Raw genomic sequence first — 14,970 nt, 5'->3', positions numbered from 1 at the left:
CCCGTCCACTTCGTACGAGGAGTCACCGTGACCACCCCGCCGCCCGCCCTGCTCATCGCCGGCCACGGCACCCGGGACGACGCCGGAGCCGAGGCGTTCCGCGCCTTCGTACGGGAGTTGGGGCGCCGCCGCCCCGAACTGCCGGTCGCGGGCGGCTTCATCGAGCTGTCCCCGCCGCCGCTCGGCGAGGCCGTCACCGAACTGGTGGAACGCGGTGCGAGCCGCTTCGCCGCCGTCCCGCTGATGCTGGTGTCCGCCGGGCACGCCAAGGGGGACATACCCGCCGCGCTGGCCCGCGAGAAGGAGCGGCATCCCGGGATCTCGTACACCTACGGCCGCCCGCTGGGCCCGCACCCGGGGCTGCTGTCGGTCCTGGAGCGGCGGCTGGACGAGGCACTGGGCACCGAGGGGCGCACGCCCGGGGACCGTGCCGACGTGACGGTGCTGCTGGTCGGGCGCGGGTCGACCGACCCGGACGCCAACGCGGAGGTGCACAAGGCGGCGCGGCTGCTGTGGGAGGGGCGCGGATACGCCGGGGTGGAGACGGCGTTCGTGTCGCTGGCGGCGCCGGACGTGCCCAGCGGGCTGGACCGGTGTGTGCGGCTCGGGGCGCGACGCGTCGTCGTGCTGCCCTACTTCCTGTTCACCGGCGTCCTCCCCGACCGGGTGCGGGCGCAGACGGAGGGCTGGGCCGCCGCCCACCCCGAGGTCGAGGTGCGCTCGGCCGACGTCATCGGCCCGGAGCCGGAGCTGCTCGACCTGGTGATGGAGCGGTACGAGGAGGCCGTGAACGGCGATGTGCGGATGAACTGCGACACCTGTGTGTACCGGATCGCGCTGCCCGGCTTCGAGGACAAGGTGGGCCTGCCGCAGCAGCCGCACTTCCACCCCGGCGACGACGGCCACCACCACGGGCATCACCCTCACCACGGCGCGCACTCCCATGCCCACTGACGGACCCGACCTGCGGCATCACGGTGACGCCGAGGTCCGCGACGACGGCGCGGCACTCGTCGACCTCGCCGTCAACGTCCGCCCGGAGGCGCCCCCGGCCTGGCTGCGGGAGGTGATCGCCGGTTCGCTGGCCGGGCTCGCCGCCTATCCGGACGGGCGCCGCGCGCGGGCCGCGGTGTCCGCGCGGCACGGGGTCGGCGTGGAGCGGGTGCTGCTGACGGCGGGCGCCGCCGAGGCGTTCGTGCTGCTGGCGCGGGCGCTGAAGGTACGTCACCCGGTCGTGGTTCACCCGCAGTTCACCGAGCCGGAGGCGGCACTGCGCGACGCCGGGCACACCGTGCGGCGGGTGCTGCTGCGCGAGGCGGACGGCTTCCGGCTGGACCCGGCGGCCGTCCCGGAGGACGCCGACCTGGTGGTGATCGGCAATCCGACCAACCCGACGTCGGTGCTGCATCCGGCCGCCGCCGTCGCCGGGCTGGCGCGTCCCGGGCGGACGCTGGTGGTGGACGAGGCGTTCATGGACGCGGTGCCCGGCGAGCGCGAGGCGCTGGCGGGCCGGACGGACGTCCCCGGGCTCGTCGTGCTGCGGAGCCTGACGAAGACATGGGGCCTGGCCGGGCTGCGCGTCGGCTATGTCCTGGCGTCCCCGGAGACCGTCGCCGACCTCGCGCGCGCCCAGCCCCTGTGGCCCGTCTCCACCCCCGCGCTGGCCGCCACCGAGGCGTGCGTGGCTCCGCGGGCCCTGGCGGAGGCGGACCACGCCGCCCACCGCGTCGCCGCCGACCGGGCCCACCTGGTGGCGGGGCTGTCGCGGATACCCGGCCTCCGGGTCGTGACACCGGCCGAGGGCCCCTTCGTCCTCGTCCGGCTGCCCCGGGCCGCCGCCGTGCGCCTGCACCTGCGCGACCTGGGCTTCGCGGTCCGGCGCGGGGACACCTTCCCCGGGCTGGACGAGGAGTGGCTGCGGCTGGCGGTAAGGGACCGGACGACGACCGGAGCCTTCCTGCGGGCGCTGGAACGCGCGGTGAGGTGACGCCGGCCGGCCCCCACCACACCTGAGGGCCGGGCCCATGGCGACGCAGGCGCGCGCCGGCACGGGCCCCGCGGTGACCGGTCTCAGCCGCGGTTGCGGCGGGCCAGGGCGACCGCTCCCCCGCCGGCCACGAGCAGCGCGAAGGCGCCGCCCGCGAGGTACGGAGTCATCGAACTGCCGCCGGTCTCCGCGAGGCCGGCCTCCGCGGCGCCGCCCTGGGGTTCGATCTCCGTGACGGGGTCGGTGCCGGTCCCCGCGCTCGGCTCCGGGGCCTCCTTCTCCGGCTCGGCGGGCGCCGGAGGCGTCTCGCAGGTCGCCTCGGCCAGGGTCACGGTGCCCCGCACATCGGCCACGTTGAGCTTCAGCGGGTTGACGGACACGTTCAGTTCGAGCGCGGTGGCGGCGGCCGTGCGGGAGGTCGTCTCGCGCCGGGACAGATCCAGGCGCACCTCGCCCACGCCCGGCACCGTCACCTCCGTCGTCCCCCCGGCGGTGAGCGTCACCTTCTTGCCCAGCACGGTCACGCCGGCCACGTCGGACTCGGCGACCGGCGCCTGTCCCGCGGCGCAGGTCGCGGTCGAGGTGACGGTGTCGACCTCGACGACCGACAGCAGCGGCAGACCGGGCACGTTCAGCCGGGCGTCGGCCAGCCGGGTGCTGCCCTCGGCCTTCCCGTCGGCGACGGTGGCCTTGGCCTGCGCGACGTCCGCGCGCAGCACGCTGAAGGGCTTTCCGCCGTCGACACCGTCCAACTGGGCCGTCAGCGCGGTCTTCTCGGCGCTCCGCGGGGCCGTGACCTCGTTGAGGGTGACCGCGAGCGGGACTTCGACGGTCTTGTTCAGCAGGGAGACGTCCAGTCCGGTGCGCAGGACGACGGCGCTCGCGCGGCCCTCCTCCGGAGTCGCCTGCGCGGAGCCCGCGCCGGCCAGGACCGCGGGACCTGCGGCGAGGACGGCGGCGGCCACGAGCGCGACCGGACGGCGTGCGGGCATACGGAAGTTGTTGCTGTTCAAGGCGGTGGGACCCCCACAAGAGTGACGCTTGGGACCCCGCAAGGATTACGCACTCAGAGTGAACAGGCTGCGATCCTGAGTCACTTCACTCCATCGTGGGGTTTCTGTGAACGAGTTCGATTTCCCGGCACGGGTGTTCGCTGCACCGTTCCCCGTTCCCCGTTCCCCGTTCCCCGTTCCCCGCTCTCGCTCTCGCTCCGACGGGCGACGCCGCATGAGCGCTCCTATGCTGAGGTGGACGTGGGCCGGGTCGCGGGCCCTCTCCCTCGGGGAGCTGGGAGTCAGCCCATGAGGCGCGCGTGTGGACGACTGCGCAGGGGTGCCGTGGTCGCGGTGGCGGCGGGGGCCCTGGTCGTCCCGGTCTGCGGCGGGACCGCCCTCAGAGCTGGTGAACGCGTTCCGTCGGTACTTGGGGACGAAAAGCACGTGAGCGTGCAGGTTGTACACAATATGGCGACCGGTTCGGACATCGAGGTGAGGGTGCCGGTGAGGTGACATGAACCAACGCTATGCTCACGCTCCGTGAGTCAAGGCGCCCTGGTAAAGCGGCAGTTCGGGCACCGTGCCCGACTGGTGAGGGCCCAGGGAATCCCGGCCGCCCTTCGCGGACAAGGCTCGGGGAACCCCGCCGCCCCTGCGCCAGCAAGGACCCGGGAAAGCCCCGCCGCCCTCCGCGAGCAAAGGCCCGGGGAAACCCCGCCGCCCTACCCGACGACCCGCCCGTCGAGCACCACCCGTTGCGGGGCCGCCAGCGCCCGCACGTCCTCGCGCGGGTCCGTCGCGTAGACCACCAGATCGGCCGGCGCCCCCTCGTCGAGGCCGGGGCGGCCGAGCCATTCCCGGGCCGCCCAGGTGGTCGCCGACAGCGCCTGGAGCGGTGGGATCCCGGCGGTGACCAGTTCCGCCACCTCGGCGGCGGCCAGCCCGTGCGCGAGAGCGCCGCCCGCGTCGGTGCCGACGTAGACCTGGATGCCGGCGTCGTAGGCGTCGCGGACGGTGTCGTAGCGGCGCTCGTGCAGCCGGCGCATATGGGCCGACCAGGCCGGGAACCGGGCCTCGCCGCCGTCGGCCAGCCGCGGGAAGGTGGCGATGTTGACGAGGGTCGGGACGATCGCGACGCGGCGCTCGGCGAACAGGGGGATCAGGTCGCCGGTGAGGCCGGTGGCGTGCTCGACGCAGTCGATGCCGGCCTCGACCAGGTCCTTCAGCGAGCTCTCGGCGAAGCAGTGCGCGGTGACGCGGGCGCCCAGGCGGTGGGCCTCGGCGATGGCGGCCTCGACCGCGTCCCTGGGCCAGCAGGCCGACAGATCGCCGAGGTCGCGGTCGATCCAGTCGCCGACGAGCTTGACCCAGCCGTCGCCGCGGCGGGCCTCCTGGGCGACGTAGGCGACCAGGTCCTCCGGCTCGATCTCGTGGGCGTAGTTGCGGATGTAGCGGCGGGTGCGGGCGATATGGCGTCCGGCACGGATGATCTTCGGCAGGTCCTCGCGGTCGTCGACCCACCGGGTGTCCGAGGGCGAGCCCGCGTCACGGATGAGGAGGGTGCCGGCGTCGCGGTCGGTGAGGGCCTGCTTCTCGGCGACGTCCCGCGGCACGGCACCGTGCGCGTCGAGCCCGACGTGGCAGTGGGCGTCGACCAGGCCGGGGAGGGCCCAGCCCCGCACCGTCCGCACGTCGTGGGCGCCCAGGGGGCGGGCGTACGCGATGCGCCCGCCGACGATCCACAGCTCGTCGCGGACGTCTTCGGGGCCGACGAGGACACGGCCCTTCACGTGCAGCACTTCGCTCATGTTCCGCACCCTAACGCCAGGCCGCCGGCCCGGTGTCGGGGTGCGCTCGTCCATGGTCGCGCGCGGCCGCCCGCGCCCCTCAGGGCGTGTTCTTCTCCTCCACGTCGGCCATCGCCGGGTCGAGGAGCCGGGACAGGAAGTGACGGGTCCGCTCGTGCCGGGGCCGGGCGATGACCTGCTCGGGGCTGCCGTCCTCCACGACCACCCCGCCGTCCATGAAGATCACCCGGTCCGCGACCTCGCGGGCGAAGGTCATCTCGTGGGTGACGACCATCATCGTCATGCCGTCCTCGGCGAGCATCCGCATGACCGCGAGGACATCGCCCACCAGTTCCGGGTCGAGGGCCGAGGTCGGCTCGTCGAAGAGCATGACCTCGGGGCCCATCGCGAGCGCGCGGGCGATGGCCACGCGTTGCTGCTGGCCGCCGGAGAGGGAGGAGGGGTAGGCGTTCGCCTTCTCGGCGAGGCCGACACGCTCCAGGTTCTCCGCGGCCACCTTCGCGGCCAGGGCCTTGTCCCGCCGCAGCACCCGGCGCTGCGGCAGGGTGAGGTTCTCGGTGACGGTCAGGTGCGGGAAGAGGTTGAACTGCTGGAAGACCATGCCGATCCGGCGGCGTACGGCGTCGATGTCGACGTCCCGGTCGGTGAGCTCGGTGCCGCCGACGAAGACCTGGCCCCCGGACGGTTCCTCCAGCAGGTTCACGCAGCGCAGCAGCGTCGACTTGCCGGAGCCGGAGGGTCCGATGACGCAGGTGACGTCGCCCTGGCCGATCTCCAGGTCGATGCCGCGCAGGACGTGGTTGTCGCCGAAGGACTTGTGCAGGCCCCGGATCTCGATCTCGGGTCGGCTCATTTCACGGCCTCCTGGGCCTTCGACTCCATACGGCGTACGACGAAACCGAGCGGGATCGTGATCAGCAGGTAGCACAGGCCGGCGACCAGGATCGGCGTCGAGTTGGCGGTCTGGCTGGCCAGGTCGCGGCCGAACTTGGACAGTTCCCGCTCCGCCAGCGTGACGCCGAGGAACAGGACCAGGGAGGAGTCCTTGAAGAGGAGCACCAGTTCGTTGGTGAGCGGCGGGAGGATGATCCGGAACGCCTGCGGCAGGATGATCGAGACCATCGCGCGGGCCGGGGAGAAGCCCAGCGAGCGGGCCGCTTCCATCTGCCCCTTGGGCACCGCCTGGATGCCCGCGCGGAACGTCTCCGCCATGTACGCCGCCGCCACCAGGCCGAGCGCGAGGGCGACCTTGCCGTAGGTGCCGCCGGGGATCTCGACGCCGGGGAAGGCGAGCGGGACGGCGACACCGATGAAGATGAAGATCAGCAGGGCGGGCAGCCCGCGGAAGATCTCGATGTAGACGCCGGCGACCCAGCGGTAGGGGCCCACCGACGACAGCCGCATCAGCGCGAGCACCATGCCGAGCACCAGGCCCACGGCGAAGCCGGAGACGGTGTAGAGCACGGTGTTCCTCAGCGCCAGGGTGATGACGTCCGGGAACATCTGCCGGGCGATGTCGCCCTGGGCGAACTGGTTGGCCAGCCGGCCCCAGTCGGCGCCGACCGCGAGGGCGATCAGGGCGCCGACGAACAGGACGTACTGCGCGCCCCGGGACAGGCCCCGCTTATGGCTGCGGGTGAGACCTTTCCTGCGGGGCTGGACCTCGGCCTTGGTGGCGTCGGTCATGAGGCGGTCGGCGACGGGGAGGCGGCGTTCTCCTCGTACGGGCCGATCCACTGCTCGTACAGCTTCTTGTACGTGCCGTCGGCCTTGGCGTCGGCCAGCGCCTTGTTGACGGCGGCGAGCAGCTCGGTGTTGCCCTTCTTCACCGTGATGCCGTACTGCTCACCGGTGTTGACCTGCTCGGCGACCTGGAAGGCGGCCGCGTTGGCCTTGTCCTTGAGCCAGCCCTGGACGACGGGGTAGTCGATGACGACGGCCTCGACCTGGCCGGTGCGCAGGCCGTTGAGGACGGCGTCGGAGGACTCGAAGGAGACCGGGTCGAGGCCCTGGCTCTTCGCGTACTCCTCGCCGGTGGTCTGCGCCTGGGCGCCGACCTTCTTGCCCTTGAGGCCGGCGAAGGACGTGATCCCGCTCTTCTTGTCGACCAGCACGGCCTGGGTGGCCTCGAAGTACGGGTCGGAGAAGTCGACGTTCTTCTTGCGCTCCTCGGTGATGGTCATGCCGGCGGCGGCCAGGTCGCACTGGCCGGCGTTGAGGGACCCGCCTGTCTTGAAGTTCTCGAAGGGCTGGTCGACGACCTGCTGCTTCACGCCGAGGTCTTCGGCGACCAGGTCGACCAGGGAGACGTCGAAGCCCTGCACCTTGCCGTCGATCTCCGACTGGAAGGGCGGGTACGGCAGGTGGGTGCAGGTGGTGAGCTGACCGGCCTTGACGAGTTCGACCCCGCCGGCGGTCTTCGTGCCGCCGCCGTCGCCGTCCGACGAGCAGCCGGCGATCAGCACCAGCCCGGCCGTCGCGGTGGTGGCGGCCAGAATGCGGGCCCGGCGCCCGAGGACCGTGTTCACGGGGTACCTCCTGTGGGGGAACTGAATGATCCGATTATAAGGAGAGCTTTGGGGTGCTCAAAACAAACAGATGACCGAAGGGTCCCGCGGCCCGCGGACCCACCGGTGACCGGGGGCCCGGCGGACGGGCGGACGGGCGGACCTCGGCTGACGTGGCACTAGGCTCGTCCGCGTCGATCCCGTGACCGAAGAGAGCACCGCCGTGACCCACCCCTTCCTGGACCTCGCCCCGCTGAGCGCCGCGCACTTCGCCTCCGTCGAGGACCGGGTGGCCCGGTTGCTGGACACCCGGCAGGACGTCGTGATCATGCAGGGGGAGGCGCTGCTGCCGCTGGAGGGCGCGATCCGGGGGACCGCGGGTCCCGGGACGGTGGCACTGAACGTCGTCACCGGTCCGTACGGGCAGACCTTCGGCGGCTGGCTGCGGGACTGCGGGGCGACGGTGCACGACCTCGCGGTGCCGTTCCACACGGCGGTCACCGCCGAGCAGATCCGGGAGGCCTTCGCCGAGCACCCGGACATCGACTTCGTGTCGCTGGTGCACGCGGAGGCGGCGACCGGGAACACCAACCCGGTCGCGGAGATCGGCGCGGCGGTACGGGAGCGGGGCGCCCTGTTCTATCTGGACGCCGTCGCCTCCGTGGGCGCCGAGCCCGTGCTGCCGGACGCGTGGGGCGTGGACCTGTGCGTGATCGGGGCACAGAAGGCGATGGGCGGGCCCGCCGGAGTGTCGGCCGTGTCGGTGAGCGAGCGGGCGTGGGCCCGGATGGCGGCGAACCCGCGGGCTCCCCGGCGCTCCTACCTGTCGCTGCTGGACTGGAAGGCGCGCTGGATCGACGCCGGCCGCAAGGCCCTGCCTCACGCCCCCGCACAGCTGGAGATGCTGGCGCTGGAGGCGTGCGTCGAGCGCATCGAGGCGGAGGGGCCGGCGACGGTCATGGCCCGCCACGCCCGTGCCTCTGCGGCGACCCGTGCCGGGGCCACGGCACTGGGCGGCGGTCTGGAGCCGTACGTCCACAAGGCGTCCGAGGCGGCGCCGGTGGCGACGACCCTGCGCACGCCGCCCGGCGTCGTGGCCTCGGAGCTGGTCGCCCGCGCCCTGGCCGCCGACCCGGCCCTTCCGCTGGCGGCGGGTGGCGGTGCCCTGGCCGAGGAGATGATCCGCGTCAACCACTACGGCCCCGACGCGACCCCCCGCGCCGTCCAGGCGAGCCTGGCCGCCCTGGGAGCGGCGCTCGCGGACGAGGGCCGTCCCACCGACCTGGAGGCCTGCCGCCGCGCGGTAGAGGGCGCCTGGCGCTGACCCGCCCTCCTCTGCCAGGGGCGCGCGCGGCACAACGGTCACGCCGGCATCCTCCGCGAACATATCGACACAGCGACCGGAAATTGAATTCACGGAAATAGCCGCGCATTCTCCGATCGATATTCCGCATTTCGATCCAGCGCAGCTTCCCGTACGCTTCTGCCCGCTCCTCCCGACCCTAAACGCAAAGATTTCGCGAACGCGGAACGGTCCGGAACGGGCAGATCCCGTGCGGGCCACATGCCTGTGACGCATTACACATCGCGCTTGATTTGCACTTTTTGACCGTGCCAAATCGTGACACTTCACCAGTGTGTCGCGCGATCACCCGCGCCCGCGCGATAACACATGACACGGTCTCGCGTAAGCCCGAACCGCCATGCATTTTCAATTCGCGATGGGTAAATTGAATTTGCATGACTGCCGCACAAGCAGACCTGCACATAGACCGCCCGGCGGTGGCCGACGGCGCCGCCCTGTGGCGGCTCGCCAAGGAATCCGGAACGCTCGACCTGAACTCCGCCTACAGCTATCTGCTGTGGTGCCGCGACTTCGCCGGCACCTCGGCCGTGGCACGCACGGCCGACGGCGAGGCCGCCGGGTTCGTCACCGGCTTCCTGCGGCCCGACCGCCCGGGCACCCTGCTCGTCTGGCAGGTGGCCGTCGCCTCCGCCCAGCGCGGCCGCGGGCTCGCGGCCCGCATGCTCGACGCCCTGACGGCCCGGGTCGCCGCCGAACACGGACTGACCTCCGTCGAGACCACGATCACGCCGGGCAACACCGCCTCCGAGCGCCTGTTCACCTCCTACGCCGCCCGCCACGACGCCCGCGTCGAGCGCGAGGTGCTGTTCGGCGCGGACCAGTTCCCCGACGGTCCCCACGACCCCGAGGTCCTCTACCGCATCGGCCCGCTGACACATCTGCCGCGGACCTCGGACTGACCCGCACCCGCGGGAACCACCCGGGCCGGCCCCCGGGCCCCACCCTGCTCTCACCACGCCCCCCGCACTCGCCTGCCGTACAGAGGAGCGAATTACCGTGACCATCACCCAGCCCGACCTCAGCGTCTTCGAAACCCTGGAGTCCGAGGTGCGCAGCTACTGCCGCGGCTGGCCCACCGTCTTCGACCGTGCGCGCGGCAGCCGGATGTACGACGAGGACGGCCACGAGTACCTCGACTTCTTCGCCGGCGCCGGCTCCCTCAACTACGGGCACAACAACCCGGTGCTGAAACGGGCCCTGCTCGACTACCTGGAGCGGGACGGCGTCACCCACGGTCTCGACATGTCGACCACCGCCAAGCGCGGCTTCCTCCAGACCTTCCAGGACCTGGTCCTGCGCCCGCGCGACCTGCCGTACAAGGTCATGTTCCCGGGCCCGACGGGCACCAACGCCGTGGAGTCCGCGCTGAAGCTGGCGCGCAAGGTGAAGGGGCGCGAGGCGATCGTGTCGTTCACCAACGCCTTCCACGGCATGTCCCTGGGTTCCCTCGCCGTGACCGGCAACGCCTTCAAGCGGGCCGGCGCCGGCATACCGCTGGTGCACGGCACGCCGATGCCGTTCGACAACTACTTCGAGGGCAGGATCCCGGACTTCCTGTGGTTCGAGCGCCTGCTGGAGGACCAGGGTTCCGGCCTCAACAAGCCCGCCGCCGTGATCGTCGAGACGGTGCAGGGCGAGGGCGGCATCAACGTCGCCCGTCCCGAGTGGCTGCGCGCGCTCGCCGACCTGTGCGAGCGGCAGGACATGCTGCTGATCGTCGACGACATCCAGATGGGCTGCGGCCGTACCGGCGCCTTCTTCTCGTTCGAGGAGGCCGGTGTCGTCCCGGACATCGTGACCGTCTCGAAGTCCATCAGCGGCTACGGGCTGCCCATGTCGCTGTGCCTGTTCACGCCCGAACTCGACGTCTGGGAGCCGGGCGAGCACAACGGCACCTTCCGCGGCAACAACCCCGCGTTCGTCACCGCGACCGCCGCGCTGGAGACGTACTGGACCGACGGCTCGGCCATGGAGAAGCAGACCCGTGCGCGGGGCGAGCAGGTCGAGCAGGCCCTGATCGCCATCACCGAGGAGAACCTCGCCGACGTCAGGGAGTACCGGGGCCGCGGCCTGGTCTGGGGCATGGAGTTCCACGACAAGGACCGCGCCGGGCGGATCGCCAAGCGCGCCTTCGAACTGGGGCTGCTCATCGAGACGTCCGGCCCCGAGAGCGAGGTCGTCAAGCTGCTGCCCGCGCTGACCATCACGCCCGAGGAGCTCGACGAGGGCCTGCGCGTCCTCGCCCGCGCGGTGCGGGAGACCTCCCCGGCCGCCCTCTGAGGGCCCTCACCACCCGTCCCGTTCACCTAGGAGGCATCGCACCACCGTGATCGTCCGTTCGTTCAAGGAACTCGAAGGCACCGACCGGCACGTGAGGTCCGCGTCCGGCACCTGGGAGAGCAAGCGCATCGTCCTCGCCAAGGAGAAGGTCGGCTTCTCCCTGCACGAGACGGTCCTGTACGCCGGCACCGAGACGTCGATGTGGTACGCCAACCACGTCGAGGCCGTGGTGTGTGTCGCGGGCGAGGCCGAGCTGACCGACCACGAGACCTCCCGGACGTACACCATCACGCCCGGGACCATGTACCTCCTCGACGGGCACGAGCGGCACACGCTGCGCGTCAAGGAGGACTTCCGCTGCGTCTGCGTGTTCAACCCGCCCGTGACCGGGCGGGAGGACCACGACGAGAACGGCGTCTACCCCCTGCTCACCGAACCCGAGGAGGTGTGACCGGACATGGCCACCACCGTCACCGATCTCTACCCCAGCCGGGGCACCACCGAGGTGTCCACTCCCCGCAAGGACCCCGTCCTCTGGGGCGCGCCCGGGACGCCGGGCCCGATCGGCCTCGCCGAACTCCAGGCGTACGAGCGTGACGGCTTCCTCACCGTCGAGGAGATCGTCACCGAGGACGAGGCCGCCGTCTACCGGCGGGAGCTGGACCGGCTGGTGAACGACCCGGCGATCCGGGCCGACGAGCGGTCGGTCGTCGAGCCGCAGTCCAAGGAGATCCGGTCCGTCTTCGAAGTGCACCGGATCAGCGAGCTGTTCGCCTCCCTGGTGCGCGACGAGCGGGTCGTCGGGCGGGCCCGGCAGATCCTCGGCTCGGACGTGTACGTCCACCAGTCGCGGATCAACGTCAAGCCCGGTTTCGGGGCGAGCGGCTTCTACTGGCACTCGGACTTCGAGACCTGGCACGCCGAGGACGGACTGCCGAACATGCGCACGGTGTCGGTCTCGATCGCCCTGACCGAGAACCACGACACCAACGGCGGGCTCATGATCATGCCCGGGTCGCACCGGACGTTCCTCGGGTGCGCGGGAGCGACGCCGAAGGACAACTACAAGAAGTCGCTGCGGATGCAGGACGCGGGCACGCCCTCGGACGAGGCGCTGACCTCGATGGCCTCGGAGTACGGCATCAAGCTGTTCACGGGCAGGGCCGGTTCGGCGACCTGGTTCGACTGCAACTGCATGCACGGGTCGGGCGACAACATCACGCCGTTCCCGCGCAGCAACGTCTTCATCGTGTTCAACAGCGTGGAGAACGCGGCCGTCGAGCCGTTCGCCGCGCCGGTGCGCCGCCCGTCGTTCATCGGGGCGACGGACTTCACCCCGGTGAAGTGACTGATCACGCCTGATCGCCGCGACCGGAGCCCGGACCCCCCTCGTGCGGGGGTCCGGGCTCCGGTCGCGGGATGGGTCAGCCGGACAGCACGTCGAGGATCCGGTCCACATCGGCGGCCGTGTTGTACAGGTGGAACGAGGCCCGCAGATTGCCCGCGCGGCCGGAGACCTGGACGTCCGCGCGCGCCAGTTCCTCCGCGCGGTGCGCGAGCCCGGGGACGGAGACGATCGCGGAGCCGGGCGCGGGAACGGCCTCGTGGCCGAGGGCGGCGAGTCCCTCGCGGAAGCCGTCGGCCAGGGCGACGTCGTGGGCGTGCACGGCCTCCACGCCGAGTTCCTCGATCAGTTCGAGGGAGCGGCGCAGCCCGGCGTAGGTGAACAGGGCCGGGGTGAGGTCGAAGCGCCGCGCGGAGTGGGCGAGTTCGGTGACCGGGCCGTAGCAGCTGTCCATCGGGACCTCCCCGGCGACCCAGCCCGCCAGCACCGGCGTCAGCCCGGCGAAGTCCTCCGGCAGGACGAGGAAGGCCGCCCCGTGCGGGCCGAGCAGCCACTTGTAGCAGGTGACCGCGGTGAAGTCGTCAGCGCTCGCGTCCATCGGGAGCCAGCCGGCGGCCTGGGAGAAGTCGAGGTACGTCCGGGCGCCGTGCGCACGGGCCGCCTCGCGCAGGGCCGGAAGGTCGGCGAGGCGTCCGTCGGCGGACTGCGCGGCGCTGACGGCGACGAGCGCGGTGCCCGGGCGGACGGACTCGGCGATCCGCTCCAGCGGCACGGCCCGCACCTTGAGGTCGCCGCGCACATGGAACGGATTGAGGACGGAGGTGAAGTCGTCCTCGGCGGTGAGGACTTCGGCGCCCGGCGGCAGCGAGGCGGCGATCACGCCGGTGTGCGCCGCGACCGAGGCGCCGGCCGCCACCCGGCCGGCCGGGACGCCGGCCAGCCGGGCGAAGGCGGCGCGGGCGGCTTCCACGTCGTCGAACAGCGGGTCCAGGGGGCGGCCCTCGGCCCGCAGCCGTACCGCGTCGTGCAGGGCGGTGACGGTGCGGGCCGGCAGCAGCCCGTTGCTCGCGGTGTTCAGATAGGTGTTCTCCGGGACGAACTCGGCGCGGACCAGGCTCTCGAAGGTCTCCATGGATCCACTGTGCGGCCGGGGGTTCTCCCCGTCCATCGCGTGTTTCTTCCTGGATTCCCTAAGGGGCTCTTATGGACCCGGCCTGACCTGGGCGTTCACTGGCGGGGCGGTACCGCGCACCCGTCAGGGCCACACGCTTCGCCCTCACCGTCCTGGATCAGCGTCAGCGGGGAGCGCTCGCCCCATGCCTGGGTCAGCACCTGCTCGAAGACCTCGATGGGCTGGGCACCGGACACCCCGTACTTGCGGTCGAGCACGAAGAACGGCACGCCCTTCGCCCCGAGCTGGGCGGCCTCCCGCTCGTCGGCGCGCACCTCGTCGGCGTAGGCCTCCGGGTCGGCGAGCACCTTGCGCACCCCGGCCTCGTCGAGCCCGGCGGCGACGGCGATCTCCACGAGCCGCTCGTCGTCGTTGAAGACGGACCGCTCCTCGGCGAAGTTGGCCTGGTAGAGCCGCTGGACCAGTTCGCCCTGGAGGCCGTGCTCCTTGGAGAAGTGGAGCAGGCGGTGCATGTCGAAGGTGCTGCCGTGGTCACGGTCGCGCGTGCGGTAGTCCAGCCCCACGGCGGCGGCCTGCGCGCCGACGTTGTCCTGGGCGGCCTGCGCCTGCGCCGGGCTCATGCCGTAGTTCTCCGTGAGCCTCGTCAGCACGGGCTGCACGTCGCCCTTGGCCCGGCCGGGGTCCAGCTCGAAGGAGCGGTGCACCACCTCGACCGCGTCGCGGTGCGGGAAGGCCGCGAGCGCCTTCTCGAAGCGGGCCTTGCCCACATAGCACCAGGGGCAGGCTATGTCGCTCCAGATTTCGACACGCAGGGTCACGGCACTCTCCAGGTCGTACGGCGGCGGAGGCCCTCTCCGCCGAGTGCGTGAACGTTCAACGGCTCCCGATCATTCCCGCGCGCCGCGGCCGGACCGCGGACTCAGCTGCCGTCGCGCAGCTCCCGCGGCCAGTCGGGCCGGAACTCGATGTGGTCGTACGTCACCACGCACCCCTCCCCCGTCGGCGACTGCGTCATGAACCCGATCAGGGCGGCACCGGTCTCCTTCTCCCCGCCCAGCGTGAACAGCCGCACGAAGGTCCAGTGCTCGCCGTCCCGGGAGGCGTGGAAGGCGAAGGCGCGGCCGGTGCGGCTGACCCTGAGCCAGGCGGAACTGCCGTCGAGGGTGAAGGAGTTGGCGTCGTCGGAGTGGCCTCGCGTGACCACCGTGCAGATGGTCGGCACGTCCGGGGAGTACTCCAGGCAGAGCTTGGCCCACTCCCCCGCGCCGACGTGGACGTAGAGCACCCCGGCGTCGAAGGCGGCGTTGAAGCCGACCGTCACGCGGGCGATCAGCTGGAAGTCCCCCTCGGGCGCCCCCAGCAGCCGCGGCGCGTCCGAGGCGGGCTCCAGCGCCTCACCGGTGGGCGGCACGAACCGGTCCTGCCGCCCGCCGGCCCACCCGGAGAGCACACCGTCCTCGTAGGCCCAGTGGCCGTCGGGCCCGTAGCTGCGAAGGGAGAAGGGCAGTTCGGGAAGCTCCATGTCCATGGCCAGATCTTCTCAGGCCCGG

General features: G+C 72.0%; 15 protein-coding genes. 7 read left to right on the top strand and 8 right to left on the bottom strand.

What is annotated here, in order from left to right; all coding sequences use genetic code 11:
• Positions 1-27 precede the first annotated feature (27 nt).
• On the top strand, positions 28-954 hold the full coding sequence (locus tag ACWCPM_RS16435) for a sirohydrochlorin chelatase (protein WP_450976855.1): 927 nt from the start codon (positions 28-30) through the stop codon (positions 952-954).
• Positions 944-1,987: an Rv2231c family pyridoxal phosphate-dependent protein CobC gene (gene cobC, locus ACWCPM_RS16430; RefSeq protein WP_450976854.1), complete on the top strand. Its 1,044-nt coding sequence runs from the start codon at positions 944-946 to the stop codon at positions 1,985-1,987. The genes ACWCPM_RS16435 and cobC overlap by 11 nt, the downstream gene beginning before the upstream one ends.
• Before the next feature lie 83 nt (positions 1,988-2,070).
• On the opposite strand, the gene ACWCPM_RS16425 is transcribed toward cobC, so the two are convergent.
• The 5 genes from ACWCPM_RS16425 to ACWCPM_RS16405 all read right to left on the bottom strand — a co-directional run bounded on the left by ACWCPM_RS16425 (position 2,071) and on the right by ACWCPM_RS16405 (position 7,318).
• Entirely contained in the window at positions 2,071-3,000 is a 930-nt protein-coding gene (locus tag ACWCPM_RS16425) for an SCO1860 family LAETG-anchored protein (protein ID WP_450976853.1), read from the bottom strand.
• Between the two features lie 704 nt (positions 3,001-3,704).
• Positions 3,705-4,790 (bottom strand): amidohydrolase family protein, encoded by a 1,086-nt coding sequence (locus tag ACWCPM_RS16420; protein WP_450976852.1) that lies wholly within the window; start codon positions 4,788-4,790, stop codon positions 3,705-3,707.
• 79 nt (positions 4,791-4,869) lie between these two features.
• Positions 4,870-5,643 carry an amino acid ABC transporter ATP-binding protein gene (locus ACWCPM_RS16415; protein WP_450976851.1) on the bottom strand — a complete coding sequence of 258 codons (774 nt, stop codon included), beginning with the start codon at positions 5,641-5,643 and terminating at the stop codon, positions 4,870-4,872.
• A complete protein-coding gene (locus ACWCPM_RS16410; RefSeq protein ID WP_450976850.1) occupies positions 5,640-6,476 on the bottom strand; it encodes an amino acid ABC transporter permease in 837 nt (278 codons plus the stop codon). Before ACWCPM_RS16410 ends, ACWCPM_RS16415 begins: the two co-directional genes overlap by 4 nt.
• A complete protein-coding gene (locus ACWCPM_RS16405) occupies positions 6,473-7,318 on the bottom strand; it encodes a transporter substrate-binding domain-containing protein (RefSeq protein ID WP_450976849.1) in 846 nt (281 codons plus the stop codon). The genes ACWCPM_RS16410 and ACWCPM_RS16405 overlap by 4 nt, the downstream gene beginning before the upstream one ends.
• A gap of 202 nt (positions 7,319-7,520) precedes the next feature.
• Between ACWCPM_RS16405 and ACWCPM_RS16400 the strand changes: the two genes are divergently transcribed.
• The 5 genes from ACWCPM_RS16400 to thpD all read left to right on the top strand — a co-directional run bounded on the left by ACWCPM_RS16400 (position 7,521) and on the right by thpD (position 12,291).
• A complete protein-coding gene (locus tag ACWCPM_RS16400) occupies positions 7,521-8,621 on the top strand; it encodes a pyridoxal-phosphate-dependent aminotransferase family protein (RefSeq protein WP_450976925.1) in 1,101 nt (366 codons plus the stop codon).
• 416 nt (positions 8,622-9,037) lie between these two features.
• The gene (gene ectA / locus ACWCPM_RS16395) at positions 9,038-9,562 is read left to right on the top strand and encodes a diaminobutyrate acetyltransferase (RefSeq protein WP_450976848.1); all 525 of its coding nucleotides are present in this window, start codon (positions 9,038-9,040) and stop codon (positions 9,560-9,562) included.
• A 97-nt stretch (positions 9,563-9,659) separates the two neighbouring features.
• On the top strand, positions 9,660-10,943 hold the full coding sequence (gene ectB, locus ACWCPM_RS16390; RefSeq protein WP_450976847.1) for a diaminobutyrate--2-oxoglutarate transaminase: 1,284 nt from the start codon (positions 9,660-9,662) through the stop codon (positions 10,941-10,943).
• A gap of 46 nt (positions 10,944-10,989) precedes the next feature.
• Positions 10,990-11,394 (top strand): ectoine synthase, encoded by a 405-nt coding sequence (locus ACWCPM_RS16385; protein WP_450976846.1) that lies wholly within the window; start codon positions 10,990-10,992, stop codon positions 11,392-11,394.
• A gap of 6 nt (positions 11,395-11,400) precedes the next feature.
• A complete protein-coding gene (gene thpD / locus ACWCPM_RS16380; RefSeq protein WP_450976845.1) occupies positions 11,401-12,291 on the top strand; it encodes an ectoine hydroxylase in 891 nt (296 codons plus the stop codon).
• Between the two features lie 76 nt (positions 12,292-12,367).
• On the opposite strand, the gene ACWCPM_RS16375 is transcribed toward thpD, so the two are convergent.
• The 3 genes from ACWCPM_RS16375 to ACWCPM_RS16365 form a co-directional block, all read right to left on the bottom strand.
• The gene (locus ACWCPM_RS16375; RefSeq protein WP_450976844.1) at positions 12,368-13,420 is read right to left on the bottom strand and encodes an aminotransferase class V-fold PLP-dependent enzyme; all 1,053 of its coding nucleotides are present in this window, start codon (positions 13,418-13,420) and stop codon (positions 12,368-12,370) included.
• A gap of 95 nt (positions 13,421-13,515) precedes the next feature.
• Complete coding sequence (locus ACWCPM_RS16370) at positions 13,516-14,232, bottom strand: DsbA family oxidoreductase (RefSeq protein ID WP_450976924.1); 717 nt, start codon at positions 14,230-14,232, stop codon at positions 13,516-13,518.
• Between the two features lie 107 nt (positions 14,233-14,339).
• Positions 14,340-14,948 carry a DUF1349 domain-containing protein gene (locus tag ACWCPM_RS16365; RefSeq protein ID WP_450976843.1) on the bottom strand — a complete coding sequence of 203 codons (609 nt, stop codon included), beginning with the start codon at positions 14,946-14,948 and terminating at the stop codon, positions 14,340-14,342.
• Positions 14,949-14,970: the final 22 nt, after the last annotated feature.

This window comes from Streptomyces sp. NPDC002309 (assembly GCF_053593375.1).
This window is presented reverse-complemented; position numbering and strand designations above follow the sequence as displayed.

What these genes read in the sequence shown, in the direction of transcription:
- ACWCPM_RS16375 (WP_450976844.1), bottom strand. Translation starts at nt 13,420, where the DNA reads ATGGAGACCTTCGAGAGCCTGGTCCGCGCCGAGTTCGTCCCGGAGAAC.
- cobC (WP_450976854.1), top strand. Translation starts at nt 944, where the DNA reads ATGCCCACTGACGGACCCGACCTGCGGCATCACGGTGACGCCGAGGTC.
- ACWCPM_RS16420 (WP_450976852.1), bottom strand. Translation starts at nt 4,790, where the DNA reads ATGAGCGAAGTGCTGCACGTGAAGGGCCGTGTCCTCGTCGGCCCCGAA.
- ACWCPM_RS16365 (WP_450976843.1), bottom strand. Translation starts at nt 14,948, where the DNA reads ATGGACATGGAGCTTCCCGAACTGCCCTTCTCCCTTCGCAGCTACGGG.
- ACWCPM_RS16415 (WP_450976851.1), bottom strand. Translation starts at nt 5,643, where the DNA reads ATGAGCCGACCCGAGATCGAGATCCGGGGCCTGCACAAGTCCTTCGGC.
- ACWCPM_RS16410 (WP_450976850.1), bottom strand. Translation starts at nt 6,476, where the DNA reads ATGACCGACGCCACCAAGGCCGAGGTCCAGCCCCGCAGGAAAGGTCTC.
- ectA (WP_450976848.1), top strand. Translation starts at nt 9,038, where the DNA reads ATGACTGCCGCACAAGCAGACCTGCACATAGACCGCCCGGCGGTGGCC.
- thpD (WP_450976845.1), top strand. Translation starts at nt 11,401, where the DNA reads ATGGCCACCACCGTCACCGATCTCTACCCCAGCCGGGGCACCACCGAG.